Annotated in this window: 10 protein-coding genes and 1 pseudogene; 3 read left to right on the top strand and 8 right to left on the bottom strand. The window is 41.8% G+C overall.

The features are described from left to right. Positions 1–16 precede the first annotated feature (16 nt). Positions 17–1498, bottom strand: a complete 1482-nt coding sequence (gene guaB, locus GCWU000325_RS10510; RefSeq protein WP_006256621.1) for an IMP dehydrogenase — start codon at positions 1496–1498, stop codon at positions 17–19. A 699-nt stretch (positions 1499–2197) separates the two neighbouring features. Beyond that, positions 2198–3364, bottom strand: a complete 1167-nt coding sequence (locus tag GCWU000325_RS10505; protein WP_006256619.1) for an iron-containing alcohol dehydrogenase — start codon at positions 3362–3364, stop codon at positions 2198–2200. A 317-nt stretch (positions 3365–3681) separates the two neighbouring features. Between GCWU000325_RS10505 and GCWU000325_RS10500 the strand changes: the two genes are divergently transcribed. Both GCWU000325_RS10500 and thiL read left to right on the top strand, forming a co-directional pair. Then, complete coding sequence (locus GCWU000325_RS10500; RefSeq protein WP_006256618.1) at positions 3682–4152, top strand: outer membrane beta-barrel protein; 471 nt, start codon at positions 3682–3684, stop codon at positions 4150–4152. 9 nt (positions 4153–4161) lie between these two features. Next, the gene (gene thiL / locus GCWU000325_RS10495) at positions 4162–5199 is read left to right on the top strand and encodes a thiamine-phosphate kinase (protein ID WP_006256617.1); all 1038 of its coding nucleotides are present in this window, start codon (positions 4162–4164) and stop codon (positions 5197–5199) included. 133 nt (positions 5200–5332) lie between these two features. Here thiL and GCWU000325_RS12675 read toward each other — a convergent pair. The 3 genes and pseudogenes from GCWU000325_RS12675 to GCWU000325_RS10480 form a co-directional block, all read right to left on the bottom strand. Continuing rightward, a pseudogene (locus tag GCWU000325_RS12675) lies at positions 5333–5610 on the bottom strand (IS982 family transposase); the annotation flags it as partial. Positions 5611–5893: 283 nt separating this feature from the next. Continuing rightward, entirely contained in the window at positions 5894–9454 is a 3561-nt protein-coding gene (gene nifJ / locus GCWU000325_RS10485; protein ID WP_006256615.1) for a pyruvate:ferredoxin (flavodoxin) oxidoreductase, read from the bottom strand. Between the two features lie 43 nt (positions 9455–9497). After that, positions 9498–10685, bottom strand: coding sequence for an AAA family ATPase (locus GCWU000325_RS10480; protein WP_006256614.1), 1188 nt, complete (start codon positions 10683–10685; stop codon positions 9498–9500). A 489-nt stretch (positions 10686–11174) separates the two neighbouring features. Here GCWU000325_RS10480 and GCWU000325_RS10475 point away from each other — a divergent pair, with 489 nt between their 5' ends. After that, positions 11175–11396, top strand: a complete 222-nt coding sequence (locus tag GCWU000325_RS10475) for a hypothetical protein (RefSeq protein ID WP_006256612.1) — start codon at positions 11175–11177, stop codon at positions 11394–11396. 92 nt (positions 11397–11488) lie between these two features. On the opposite strand, the gene GCWU000325_RS10470 is transcribed toward GCWU000325_RS10475, so the two are convergent. The 3 genes from GCWU000325_RS10470 to GCWU000325_RS10460 are packed head-to-tail and all read right to left on the bottom strand — an operon-like array spanning position 11489 to position 14762. Then, positions 11489–12526 carry a FecCD family ABC transporter permease gene (locus GCWU000325_RS10470; protein WP_006256611.1) on the bottom strand — a complete coding sequence of 346 codons (1038 nt, stop codon included), beginning with the start codon at positions 12524–12526 and terminating at the stop codon, positions 11489–11491. A 22-nt stretch (positions 12527–12548) separates the two neighbouring features. Beyond that, positions 12549–13673, bottom strand: a complete 1125-nt coding sequence (locus GCWU000325_RS10465) for an ABC transporter substrate-binding protein (protein ID WP_006256610.1) — start codon at positions 13671–13673, stop codon at positions 12549–12551. Positions 13674–13718: 45 nt separating this feature from the next. After that, positions 13719–14762 (bottom strand): asparaginase, encoded by a 1044-nt coding sequence (locus tag GCWU000325_RS10460; RefSeq protein ID WP_006256609.1) that lies wholly within the window; start codon positions 14760–14762, stop codon positions 13719–13721. Between the last annotated feature and the right edge of the window lie 157 nt (positions 14763–14919).

Here is a 14919-nt window from a genome sequence, read left to right as displayed (position 1 = left end):
TAGATGAATAATATCTTTATTCTGGTCTGGAATAATTTGGAGCTTCAGAAGTTATGGATATATCGTGCGGGTGACTTTCCAATACACCAGCATTAGTAATCCTTGTAAACTTCGCTTTGTGCAAGTCTTCGATTGTTGCAGCTCCACAATAGCCCATACCGCTACGTAAACCACCACACAATTGGAAGAGCACCTCTTGTACCGTACCTTTATACGGAACCCGACCGGCAATACCCTCGGGAACAAGTTTCTTAACCTCTTTCACGCCACCTTGGAAATAGCGATCTTTTGAGCCATTCTCCATAGCCTCTAAGCTTCCCATGCCGCGGTAAGCTTTAAATTTACGGCCATTGAAGATAATAGTTTCACCCGGACTTTCTTCTGTTCCGGCTACCAAAGATCCAATCATAACGCTAAAGCCTCCGGCTGCAATGGCTTTTACCACATCTCCTGAATAACGCAAACCGCCATCGGCAATCAAGGGCACATTAAATGGTTTCAAAGCACGAGCAACATCGTAGACAGCACTCAACTGCGGTACGCCTACACCAGCCACAACGCGCGTTGTGCAAATAGAACCCGGTCCGATACCCACTTTGACTGCATCAGCTCCCGCCTCTGCCAGCATTCGAGCCGCGTCACCCGTTGCCACATTACCGACAACGATATCTACATCTTTAAAACAGTTCTTTGCCTCCCGCAGCTTGTCAATAACAAAGCGTGAATGGCCGTGCGCCGTGTCTATAATTAAGGCATCCGCCCCTGCTTGTACTAATGCATCCATACGTTGCATTGTATCATCAGTGACGCCCACGCCTGCAGCCACACGCAATCGACCTTTTGCATCTTTGCAAGCCATCGGTTTATCTTTGGCTTTGGTAATATCTTTATACGTAATCAGACCCACCAACTTTCCGTCTTTATCAATCACGGGTAGCTTTTCTATCTTGTTCTCTTTCAAGATACGAGCAGCACCTTGCAGATCTGTCTGTTGAGTAGTCGTAACCAAATGTTCTTTGGTCATAACATCTTCCACCTTTTGATCCAGGTTGTGCTCAAAGCGCAAATCTCTATTGGTGACAATACCCACTAAATGCATATCATCATCCACAACGGGAATACCGCCAATATGATACTCATGCATCAATTGCAAGGCACCTCTCACCGTACTACCTCTATGAATCGTGACAGGGTCATAAATCATTCCGTTCTCAGCACGCTTCACAATAGCAACTTGGCGCGCCTGCTCCTCAATACTCATATTTTTATGGATCACACCGATACCGCCTTCGCGGGCTACAGCTATAGCCATCGGAGCCTCGGTTACAGTATCCATAGCAGCAGTCACAAAAGGAATTTGCAACTCTATATGTCGTGAGAAATTAGTTTTTAGACTTACAGTGCGTGGAAGCACTTCCGAATAGGCGGGGACGAGGAGGACATCATCAAACGTGAGTCCATCCATAACGATTCTGTCAGCAATAAAATCAGCAGTCATGTTTACGTGGTCTTTTATTGCATGCAAAAATACGACAACTAACGATATGAGCAAAGCGATTTTTACTTTTTTACGCCTATTGTACTCCCCCTAAAATCACAGTAAAGATGCCTGATGTACACTTTTTGCGAGCGAAGTCCTGCTTATCTACTTTCCTATACCAACGAACAACTGCGACCTATTTTGTTTTACGAACTCATTATGAAATGTAATGATATACAATCAAAGTCTATCTCTAAATAACAGAAAGTGAACAAATTAAAGAGCATAATTTACAGCATTATATCTCATAATGAAATCAAAATTTCCGGAGTTTTAATTATACCTTCACGATGACAAAAGAATACCACCGTGATAGTACAAATATTCTCTCGTGATGATAGATTTATCCCTCCGTGATGGTACAAAAGCAAGATTGTCTTTTAGAGAATAATTTTCAGTCTTACTGCGTTGAATTTCAAATTAAAAGCACTAAAACAATAGGAGTTAAAAAATTAACTATCAATGATTTTCGTACCACTATAATATGTTGCACACCATCTTTCAGGTTGGCTTACACGGCTTGTTCGATATTGCATATAAATATGCAAGTCTTAGACAAAATAATAAGCTTATACCGCCCTATTTTTTTGTTAATGCAAAAAAGAGGTCAACTCACTAGAAAGCAAATTGACCCATAAACAATGAAAAACTTGAAAATTATAGGCTAGCCTTTAATATCTCAAGCACAAATTCGCGCGTAAGCGGCTTATAGCCGGAACCTATCAAGAAAACTCCATCTGCCGTTTTTTCCAAATTGGCTTCACTCAACCCTAACTCGGCCGCGTGCATTACCAAGCCCAATTCGCGCATCCAGTCTTCTAATCTTTCAAGTCCGATTACAGCTATTTGTTCTTCCGTTCGGCCATCTGTAGCAACGTCCCACACGTTTGTAGCGAAGCGAACAAACTTAGGTAGTCCGGCCTTCATTATTCGGCGATAATAAGGCAGGCTTACGGCAGCTAGAGTCATACCATGCGTAGCGTTCGTTACGCCCCCTATTGCCTGCCCAAGCATATGGACGTTCCAATCTCCATCTTTTCCTTTGCTTATAAGCGTATTCAAAGCCCAAGTAGCAACCCACATAATGTTAGAACGCGCCTCATAATCTTGCGGATTTAGCACAGCAATGCGACTACTGTGAATAAGTGAGCGCATAAGCCCTTCTGCCAAATAATCGCTCGTATTATCATCTGTATTGCTGAAGTATTGTTCCATGATATGCGACATAATGTCAAAGAATCCGGCAACCATATGATACGCAGGAATAGTATAGGTAAACTCAGGATTGAGTATGGCGAATTTAGGGAAGACATTCTCTGCAAAAACGTGGCCTATCTTCAATCCTGTTGCAGAATCTGTAATCACACTTCCGCCATTCATTTCCGACCCAGTACCAACCATGGTTAGAATAGCGCCCACTGGTACGATCTTTCCTTGAGGTTCATTTCTCTCTAAAAAGAAATGTGTCCATGGATCCTTATCGCAATCGACAGCTACGCTGACCGCCTTTGCATAATCTATGGTAGATCCTCCACCTACGGCAAGAATAAGATCGACTTTATTGGCCTTTGCCAGATTTACACCCTCTCTTAATTTCTCGGCCGTTGGATTAGGCATTACGCCCGCGTCTTCTACAATGTGCTTACCGCAAGTCTGCAAAACTTCAATCACAGCATCATAGATACCATTGCGTTTAATACTACCCCCACCATAGCTCAACATAATAGTAGGTCCATATTGCTTCAATTCATCTCGAAGAGCGTTCAACGCATCTTTTCCGAAATAGAGTGTTGTCGGATTAGAATACTTAAAATTACCTAGCATAATCTCTTTCGATTTTGAGTTTGTCGGAGACAAAATTAAAAAATAGACTTCAACAAACAACTTTCTCCATCATTTCTTTATCAAAACATAGCAATAACTAAGGCTTTCACAACAACACAGAGCATTTGTACTTCACGTAGAAAAAGCACGATGCATCCGAACAAACTAAGCATAAGATTCATTCACTATGTTATCCGCACTTTTCCTACAAAAGGAAAAGAAAATAAGAAGTATATAAAAAGAATTAGGAAGAGATAAGATGTAAGTATAATTACGTACCTTTGCGCATAAATAATCAGTAACACAATATTGTAACAATGAAAAAAATCGTCTCTTTATTCTTGCTTCTTTTCTTGGTAACGACAGCCAAAGCTCAATTTAAAGAAGGTACGAAATACGTCGGAACGTCTTTTACCGGCCTCAGTTATAATTCCAATGAGCACCTGCGTTTTGGTGTACAAGCTGACGCAGGCTATTTCTTCGCCGATTCTTGGATGCTACACGCTAATGTTGGCTTTGAACATACACGTAAATATAATGCCCTCAGTTTGGGCGCAAGCTTACGCTATTATATTTTGCAAAATGGTGTGTATTTGAGCGCCGGTGCCGGATTCGAGCACACATCTACAGGCAACAATGACATTGTTGTTCCTTTAGAAGTGGGCTACACATTCTACCTCAATCACTACATAGCCGTTGAGCCTGCTCTCTATTACAAGATAAGTCTCAACGATTTCTCACGAGGCAGTACTATTGGCTTACGCATAGGATTGGGTTATTATTTCTAAGTGTATTCAATGACAGACATTTCGACCTTAGGAGAATTCGGTCTGATTCGCCATTTGACAAAAGACCTTAAGAACACGAATGAGTCTACGCTAAAAGGCGTCGGAGATGATTGTGCGGTACTTTCTTACCCGAATAAGAAGGTGCTTATAACAAGCGATATGCTGATGGAGGGCGTCCATTTTGATTTAGTTTATACGCCCTTAAAGCATTTAGGCTATAAAGCTGCACAGGTAAATTTCTCAGACGTTTATGCAATGAATGGCACGCCACGCCAATTGGTCGTAAACTTGGCCTTAAGCCGACGCTTTTCCATAGAGGCTACTGAAGATTTGTATGCCGGCATACGCTTGGCTTGCGAACGCCACGGAGTTGACCTTGTTGGGGGAGACACTTGTAGTTCGCTAACGGGTTTAGCTATTAGTATAACTTGCATCGGCGAGGCCGATGAGTCTGATATTGTCTATCGCAACGGCGCGCAAGAGAATGATTTAATCTGCGTTAGTGGAAATTTGGGAGCCGCCTATTTAGGCCTTCAACTAATGGAGCGAGAGAAACGCGTTTTTGAGTCGCAGCAAAAAAATGGTGCAGAGGCTGCTCAACCAGACTTTGCCGGACGTGAATACCTGATTGAACGCTTTCTTAAACCAGAAGCTCGTCGTGACATTCCAGAAATACTTCGCAAAGCCCAGATCCACCCTACTGCGATGATGGATGTGAGCGATGGACTTTCTTCTGAACTCTTGCATATTTGCAAACAGAGCAATTGCGGATGTCGCATTTATGAAGACCGCCTCCCATTAGACTACCAGACTGCTGCTGCAGCCGAAGAGTTTAATTTGAACGTCACGACTTGCGCTTTAAATGGCGGCGAAGACTATGAGTTGCTTTTCACTGCTCCATTGAGCGAATATGATAAGCTGAAAGCCATAGATGATATCCGCATTATCGGTGCGATTACAAAGAAAGAAGAGGGTGCACAACTCGTAACCCGCGATGGGCAGGAATTTCCCTTAACTGCGCAAGGCTTTAATGCTTTCCAATCTTAAAGAGAGAAAAGATAAACCCAAACACATCATGGCTTTTCTTACTTTAAACAAAACAACGAAAAGTGATCGGCGGACTAAAGCGTCTAAGATCAAACTAAACAATGCGAGTTTGACGAATTCAGCACAAAGCAAGCTGTGTCTCGATAGTTCTTTGTACATTGATACAAGGCTTCTTTGGAAACAGATAACGAAGATGTTCGCATACTTTTTCAAGATAGAAATGTTTAAAGCAACGACAACAAGATTCGTGGAAAAGAATCATTATTAGCATGACTTCGACCTCTGACATCGTGGAACTACGCTGATATTTTCTCTTACCTGTAGGTTTTAGCATATGTTTTTATTGCATCAAAAACTTACAGAAGTCATCTGCCATAAAAACATTTCTGTAATTTTTGCCTCGGTAATAATAGTGTTTTTGTTTGTATATCAATACATTAAAGCTACAACAAATTTCTCTAGTTCGCCTAATTTATAGACACTTATAATTCATTGAACTCACGTTTTTTAGGAGAAAAACAAGCTTTTCCTATCCAGAATTGGGGTCTATAGAATTGTTTTTCAGATTAATGTGATAATTGGACTTAGTAAATACTCTATGTACAATTTTGAGCAAACTTTTTGGGATGCTATAAAATAAAAGCAGGAAGAAAATGTCCTCTTCCTGCTTTATGAGTGTGTAAAAGGCTATGCTTTATTCAGCATCAAGACTCCAATCTTCTTTTGTCTTACGCACGTAAGCTGCGTATCGACGTTGAGCAGCTTCTTTTGTAGCCTTGTATAGTTCTTCTGCTTCTTTCGGCTGTGCTTTACGTAAAGAGAGGAAGCGAACTTCGTTATCTAAATAGTCTTGGAACTTATCCCAATCAGGTGCCTTAGAATCGAGCGTAAACGGATTCTTACCCTCATCTGCTAAGGCCGGATTGTACCGCCATAAGTGCCAATAGCCGCATTCAACAGCACGAGCCTCTTCTGCTTGGCTGCGCCCCATACCGCCTTTTGCTTTCAGACCGTGGTTGATACACGGAGAGTAAGCGATAACGAGTGAAGGACCAGGATAAGCTTCTGCCTCGCGGATTGCTTTGAGACATTGATTTTGATCTGCACCCATAGCTACTTGTGCTACGTAAACGTAGCCATAAGTAGTTTGCATCAAACCTAAGTCTTTTTTCGTTACACGTTTGCCGGCAGCCGCAAATTGTGCGATTGCGCCGATTGGTGTAGATTTCGAAGCTTGGCCACCTGTATTTGAGTAAACCTCAGTATCAAGCACCAAGATGTTTATGTCTTCTCCGCTAGCCAATACGTGGTCAAGACCGCCGTAACCAATGTCATAAGATGCACCGTCACCACCAATAATCCATTGACTGCGCTTAGTGAGGAAGTGCGTTAACTCTGTTAGTTGCTTACAAATCGGGCATCCTTTCTCTGCGCCGTCTTTGATTTGTGGCTCTAACTTCCCTGCTGCTGCACGACTTGCGACTGCATCATCTTTTCCTGCTAACCATTCTACAGCTGCAGCTTTGAATTCAGCAGGAACGTGGTCACTATCAATAGCATCTTGTAAGAGGGCAGAAATACGTTTACGCATCTTCTTATTAGCTAATAGCATACCGAAGCCAAATTCGCAGAAGTCTTCAAAAAGTGAGTTCGCCCACGCTGGCCCTTGCCCTTTGGCATTAGTGGTATAAGGCGTAGAAGGTATAGAACCAGAGTAGATTGAGGAGCACCCTGTCGCATTGGCAACCATTTCGCGATCGCCAAAGAGCTGGGTGACTAATTTTACGTAAGGTGTCTCACCGCAGCCGCTACAAGCGCCAGAGAATTCAAATAGAGGTTGTGCGAATTGAGAGTTCTTAGGATTAGTTGAAGTATCTACAAGATGCTGTTTGGTCGTAACTTGCTTAACGCAATATTCCCAATTATCGCTCTGGGCGCGTTGCGTCTCAAGCGGCTTCATTATAAGGGCCTTCTCTCCCTTCTTACCTGGACATACATCAGCGCAGTTACCACATCCTAAGCAGTCAAGTACATTTACTTGTTGTACAAAGCGCATGCCTTTCATTGTAGCAGGAGCCTTAATCTCAAGACTTTCACCTTTAAAGCCTACTGTTTCATTTTCATCCATTACAAATGGACGAATTGTGGCGTGAGGACAAACAAACGCACACTTATTACATTGGATACAGTTTTCAGGAATCCATTCTGGAACGAAAGCTGCAACTCCACGCTTTTCATAAGCTGCAGTTCCTTGAGGCCAAGTACCATCGACTGATACTTCATAAGCAGAAACAGGAAGCTTATCGCCTTGTTGGGCGTTGATAGGACGAGTTACTTTTGTGATGAATGAGGGTTCTTCTCTTACAACTTCTGCATCATCAGGTAGATTCTTCCAAGCCGGATCTACAATTAATTCTTTGTATTCGTTACCACGATCCACTGCTTGATAGTTTTTATCAACGACGTCTTGTCCCTTGCGGCTATAAGACTTCACGATAAACTTCTTCATCTGATCAATGGCTAAGTCAACAGGTATTACGTTCGTGATACGGAAGAACGCAGACTGTAGAATTGTATTTGTACGATTGCCTAAGCCAATTTCCTGTGCAATCTTGGTAGCATTAATGTAGTAGACAGTAATATTGTACTCAGCGAAGTAGCGCTTAATATTGTTGGGAAGATTCTTTGCTAACTCTTCGCTGTCCCAAATAGTGTTCAACAAGAATGTCCCATTGTCGCGCAAACCCTCTGTTACATGATACATGCGAAGGTAGGCCTGAACGTGGCAGGCTACAAAGTTCGGCGTCTTAATCTGATAAGTAGAACGGATTGGTGTATCTCCAAAGCGTAGGTGAGAGCAAGTAAAACCTCCTGACTTTTTAGAGTCATAAGAGAAATAAGCTTGGCAATATTTATCTGTGTTATCACCTATAATCTTAATTGAATTCTTATTTGCGCCGACTGTACCATCTGCACCAAGACCAAAGAACTTAGCTTCAAAGATGCTCTTGCCACCTAATGCTTGTTCTTTCTCAAGTGGAAGAGATTCAAACGTAACGTCATCAACAATACCTAATGAAAAATGATTTTTCGGTTCTGGCAAACTTAAGTTGTCGTAAACAGATATAATCATTGTCGGAGTAGTATCAGCTGAGCCTAAGCCATAGCGGCCACCAACGATCAGAGGACGATCTTCGTGATTGTAGAATGCCTCTTTTACATCAAGGTAAAGTGGTTCTCCCTCTGCACCAGGTTCTTTTGTGCGGTCAAGAACAGCAATGCGTTTTACTGTCTTTGGAACAGCTGCCAACAAGTGCTTTGTAGAGAATGGACGGAACAAGTGAACGCTGATCATACCAACCTTGCGTCCTTCTTGCATCAAGTGATCAATTGCTTCACGTGCTGCTTCTGTTACAGAGCCCATACATATAATAAGTTGTTCTGCGTCTTCTGCACCATAGTAGCTAAAGAGGTCGTATTTGCGCCCAGTAATCTTAGATACAGCTTGCATATACCTCTCTACAATACCTGGGATTTCGCGATAGTATTTATTAGAGGCTTCGCGGTGAGCAAAGAATGTTTCAGGGTTTTCAGCCATACCGCGCGCAACTGGTCGTTCGGGACTCATTGCACGTGAGCGGAATTCTGCAAGCGCTTTTTGATCAACCAAAGGACGTAGATCTTCCATATCCATTGCTTCGATCTTTTGGTATTCGTGCGAAGTACGGAAGCCGTCGAAGAAGTTTACAAACGGTACGCGGCTCTCAATTGCTGTCAAATGAGCTACAGCAGCCAAGTCCATTACTTCTTGAACAGATCCTTCACAAAGCATAGCGAAGCCAGTTTGGCGACAAGCCATCACATCGCTATGATCACCGAAGATACAGAGAGAGTGCGTAGCCAAAGTACGTGCAGAGACGTGGAATACGCAAGGAAGAAGCTCTCCGGCAATTTTATACATATTCGGAATCATCAAGAGCAGACCTTGAGAAGCCGTAAATGTCGTGGTCAAAGCGCCGGCTTGTAATGATCCGTGCACAGCACCAGCTGCACCTCCTTCACTTTGCATTTCTTGCACGTGAACTGTATCGCCAAAAAGATTCTTTTGGCCTGCTGCAGCCCATTCATCGATGTGCTCTGCCATCGGAGAAGATGGCGTGATTGGGTAGATAGCAGCCACCTCAGAGAACATATAAGCAATATGCGCTGCTGCTTGGTTACCATCGCAAGTAATGAATTTCTTTTCTTTTGCCATTGTTGCTATAGAAAAAATTAATTGTTATATATCTGATAAAATTTTAATATAAGAAGCCAAATAACCAAATAGGTATTTCATTGTCGCGGCCTATTTCTGTATTGTATTTTGCGTAGTAGAAATTTTCAGAACGTTTGGGCCTGCGTGCCTTCTCACATACACAAATTTCAGTAGTCCCATCTATGGTATAGAAGCCAGGGCGTCTTCCTTTAGAGATCGTATGATGTCTCCATAAAACGTTGACGAAGAATGTCTCCATTACTGTTTGCTCTGTTATTTCTCCGGCCTTTATACCGTAGATTAAATTTGTGTCATGGAGCATTACAGCTGCCGGTTTTTTGGGGAAAGAGTCACCTTCTTTATACACCATATTTATCAAGCGCGCTTCCTCGAGATATTCGAGATAGTTCATTACGGTAGCGCGTGATGTTTGTATTTCTTCTGCCAATCTGCTTACATTTGGTGAGAAATCTTCTCCTGCAGCGGCGAGCAAATATAGCAACTTCTTGATGCGTGACAAATATTTCAGTTCGATTTGTTTGTCAAAGAGAATGTCTACCTCAATCATGTTATTCATAGCTTTCAGAAGTGCCTCCATAAAGTTACGATTCTCTAAAAAGAAAGGATAGTAACCATGGTGCAGATAGTTCTGAAAGTGCTCAAAAGGCTTCACTTTTGGTAGGATAGCCTTTAAGATGCGCTCATGGTCATTTAGAATTTCCGAAAGCGTATAAGTACCCAGCTCGTAACCAGTCTGCTGATTGATATATTCTCGGAATGAAAAGCCATGAAGCACGTAGCTATGCGTGATACGATTTAATTCGTGATCACCATCTTCCTTGTTGTAGCCAACAGAAGTCGTCGTATATACAATACGCAGATAGAGGTATTTACGATAAATCTCTACAAGCTGGTTTTTCCAATCAGGTAGTTTGAATGCTTGGTCAATAAGCAGCACTTGTCCGCCACGAGCCACAAATTCTCCGACAAACTCTACTAAACCGTGACCTTGAAAATAGAAGTTGTTCATATTGACATACAGACACTGATGTAGCTGAATGTCGAAATTTTCTTTGGCATATTCGAGCAAAAATGAGGTCCGGCCTACGCCTCGTGGCCCTCTAATTGCTATCATGCGATAGCTCCAATCGATCGTATCCATTAAAGAGCGGCGCACGGTCGTATGTAGATGCTCTACAAGATAGGCATGGGTTTGGAAAAAAGTCTCCATATATGTTGTTCAATGAGAATGGTTACCCTATGGTCAGAAATATTGTTTCATAAATTTATCTGCAAAGATAAGACAAACAATTCTGATATGCAATATAGACAAAGCATTTTCCACATATTTTGATTCCCTGAAAACACATATGTGGTGATACGAATTAATGCATACCCAATGCTTGCCTTTTATCGCCCCTTATTACCGCAGTATAGAGTCTTAAACAAGGAGATCTTGTCTAAGTTAATACAGCCTGAAAATCGAAAAAAAGTAAGTACTTATACTCTTTATAATATAAAGAATTTTGATAACAACTCACTTGCTATATTGAATTAGGCGGAAAGTAGGTTGAAGATAGACAGAGTTCCTGTTTCTAACAGAAAAATATTGAATGATTTGATCTTTGTTGCTGCCGAACCTTTCCAAAGCTACGATTTATAAGATTTTTTTGTATGCTTGCTATTTTGTCTTAATTTTTCAATCAAAAAAAAGTCGTTTATGAATGCACTATACTTTCATCTTTTAACAAGTCGCCGGCTGCTTTTCTTAGTCCTTTTACCTATCGTTTGGCGGGGACAAACTATCGTTTGGTGGGAGCAAACTATTGTTTGGTGGGAGCAAACCATTGTTTGGTGGGAGCAAACCATTGTTTGGTGGGAGCAAACCATTGTTTGGTGGGAGCAAATCATTCTTAGTCAGAGCTCAAAGGTTTACAAATAAATATATCTTATAGGCTTATGACTCTCTGCTAAGCAGATAGAAGTAATAAGCAGAGGGCGTTTTTTCAATTAACACTATAAACAAGTTAGCTATTACTTTTTGCTCCACCTTAGGAGTAGAAGGATAAGGAAAGGTAAACTCAAGATTGAGCTTGTTGTGTTAATTGGTATAAGTCCGTTGGCTCCGGGTAGTGAGGAGATGAGGTTGCATAAAAGTGCAATACTGCCACCCCAAAGTATAGATAGCGGAAGTAAGCTACGATAATCGCTCGTATGAAACAAAATGCGAGTAAAATGGGGTGTAACTAAACCTATATAAGCTATAGGTCCACAAAATGCGGTGACTGTAGCTGTTAACAGGCCAGCAACTAATAGGGTTATGGCGCGAAAGCTTCTGGCGTGAATGCCTGTATTTCTTGCATAGTCGTCACCCATTCGTAATAGGTTAAGAGGCTTAGTCTGCGTCAGTGCTAACAAGCATCCAGCGAAGCTGAGTAAAGCGAAAATGGGAAGATCAGATAAGGTAAGACTTGAGAAATCACCCATTTGCCAGCTGAAAAACGAGCGAAGATTATCGGCTGAGGCCTGAAAGTTGAGCATTGTCACAATCGCATTGAGTGTGTAGCTCAGCAATACTCCGAAAAGGAGTAAGATAAGTGAGTTTTTAAATAGTTTATTACAGAGGAAAAGGAGTAAGGTAACAATGATAGCACCTATAAATGCAGACAGAATAGTGACAGAAAAGCCTATAGCAGCTTCTGCACTTGAATAATTGATGCCTATTAACAATATACATATGGCTGCTCCAAGACTTGCACCTCCCGAAACACCTAATAAGCCGGGGTCTGCCAAAGGATTATGGAATGAGGCTTGGAGTAAAAGTCCGATAACGGCAAGTGAGCCGCCTGCTAATGTTGCGGTCGCTGCAGCGGGCAGACGCGTTTCAACTACAATAAAGTGGGTGACAACATCAGATGTTCCTTGGTTGAACAGAGCGTCAAAGATCTGAGAGAGCGAAAGCGAAGTGCTTCCTATGACTAAATTGCTAAAGAAGAGTAAGCTAAAGAGAAACAGTGAGCCTCCCCATTTAATCACGTTTTGATTGCCTACATGTATATTATTGTATGGCATATCTTAATCGTAGACAAAAAGTTTATTGCAATGGTTCAAAATAACGTAGTCGATGATCCGGTAAAAGTTGTGGATGAAATAACGCTATGAGGTCCTCCAATAGTCGTTCGGGATGGAAAGGCGTTTCTTCGTAAAAGCGCTTTTGTAGCGTATTGCAGGCATAAACGTTATGTTGGCGAAAGGCTTTGAAGGCGCTATAATGAGTGTAGGAAGCCTTGAGTCGTTGATATGACAAGGGGGTAGTATCTCCATATTTGATCAACCAAAAGTCAGCATTTCGCGCTTTTTTATATATTGTTTCAAACGAAAGCGCGACAGAGCCGCTTTTGTTTAAATAACTGAATAAATAGTTTACACCGGCTGATTGATAAATTTCGCCCATCGTGCTTTTACCCCCTGGAACATACCAAACGCCGCCTTGTTTTGTTTCTACGAGCAAAGATGGGCGTTGACGAAGTGTACGTACTTGACGTGTGAGAGATTGATAGCGGTCTTCTACTTGTCGAAAAATGCTGTCTGCAGCTTGTCCTTTTCCAAATAGAAGTCCAAAAAACTTGATCCATTCTGCACGCCCTAAAGCTGAGGTCTCCAAATAGTCGGCACATTCTATAATTGGAATGCCCGTTTTTCGCAATTCAGGTCGATCTACATCAACAAGTGAAGAAACTAAAAGTGCATCAGCACGCGTCGCAACCAATAATTCAAGATCCGGCCGCAGACTTCCCCCGTAGTTTGTGAGTCGTAGATGCCGAATGAGTGCTTGTAAGTTTTGATCAATGATAAACTGTGTATCACAAACACCTCTAACTTGACGTATGGCGTGTAACTCTTGTAATAAAGCGAGGTGAACGGAAGAAAAAACTGCTGCTCGTTGAAGAGGAATGCGAATGATAGTTGTGGCTTTTGGCAAAGTTTTCGGTGGTGTTACATCCTTTTCTAGCAAGCAATAGCTCTGCAAAATCTTAGTTGTGTCGTATGGATCTTTAATCGTGGCAATAGTAAAAGAGTCGGCAGCCGTCAGTTGAAGTAAGGTGGCGTATTGTAGTGGTATCTCCTTCCTTGTTGACAACACTTCAGGCTTATTATGGCAGGTAGAGAATAATAAGCTGAATAATAGCAACAAAGAGGGTGCTACGAGGGTTTTCATAAAGATGGTTTGCAGCGGACTGCTTCGCGTTGTTGACTTAGATAACTATTGTATTGAAATCTCTCCGGCTATGTCGGTGTTCATCCATCGTACAATCTCTTTTCGGCTAAAACCTTCACCTATAAGATACATTAACTTGGTAATTGTACACTCCAAAGTCGCGTCATAGCCATTACTTACTCCAACCTGCAGCAGTTGTAATCCGGTCTCGTAGCGTTTCATTTCTACCGCTCCTTTAGGGCATTGGGTAATATTAACGATGATAATGCCATTTTCGCTAAGCTTACGTAGGAGATTAACAAGCCAAGGGCGAAGAGGAGCATTGCCGGATCCGTACGTTTTCAGAACAACTGCTTTTAATCCTTCAAAATCTAAAAGTCGTTCGACATAATCTTGGCGAATTCCTGGGAAAATTGTTAGTACAATGACGTGATCATCCAACTTAAAATGAGGTGTGAATGGCTTTTGCTTGTCTGGTCTTAAGATTAAACGTGTATCATATTTAATGGTGATGCCAGCGTGAGCTAAAGGCGGAAAGTTGTATGAACGAAAAGCGTTAAAACCCTCAGAGTTAATCTTTGTTGTGCGGTTGCCGCGCATTAAAAGGCTATCGAAAAAGATACAAACCTCCGGGACGCAAGGCTCGCCGTCTGCTGTTTTGGCTGCTGCAATTTCTACACTTGTCAGAAAGTTCTCTTTTCCATCAGTGCGTAATTGACCAATAGGAAGTTGGGAGCCTGTGATAATAACAGGCTTTCCAATATTTTCTAACATGAAACTTAATGCAGAAGCGGTATAGGCCATCGTATCTGTACCATGTAGAATAACAAAACCATCATATCGGAGGTAGTTCTTGCTAATGATGTTTGCGATTTCTGTCCAATGTGTCGGATTCATGTCGCTAGAGTCAATAGGCGGTGTAAATGTCAATACATCTATCCGATATTTTAGGTGCTTTAATTCTGGTACAAAACTGCGAAACTTTTCTATTCCGAAATTCTCAAGCGCGCCTGTCTCTGGATTTTCTATCATACCGATAGTGCCTCCGGTATAAATAATCAATATGGAAGATCTTTCTGTGGTTTTCATACTGCAAATCTAATCGTTTTTGACGAAAAGACAAGTATCAAGGAGATATTTTTCGGCATTAGTCCATGTTTTTTCGCATTTTAGCCTAAAAGTATTGCCTTGGAAGTGTTACTTATCGAAATTAATACCTAATTTTGTAGCCAAATAAAGAGCTCTT

This window comes from Alloprevotella tannerae ATCC 51259 (assembly GCF_000159995.1).
GTDB lineage: Bacteria > Bacteroidota > Bacteroidia > Bacteroidales > Bacteroidaceae > Alloprevotella > Alloprevotella tannerae.
This window is presented reverse-complemented; position numbering and strand designations above follow the sequence as displayed.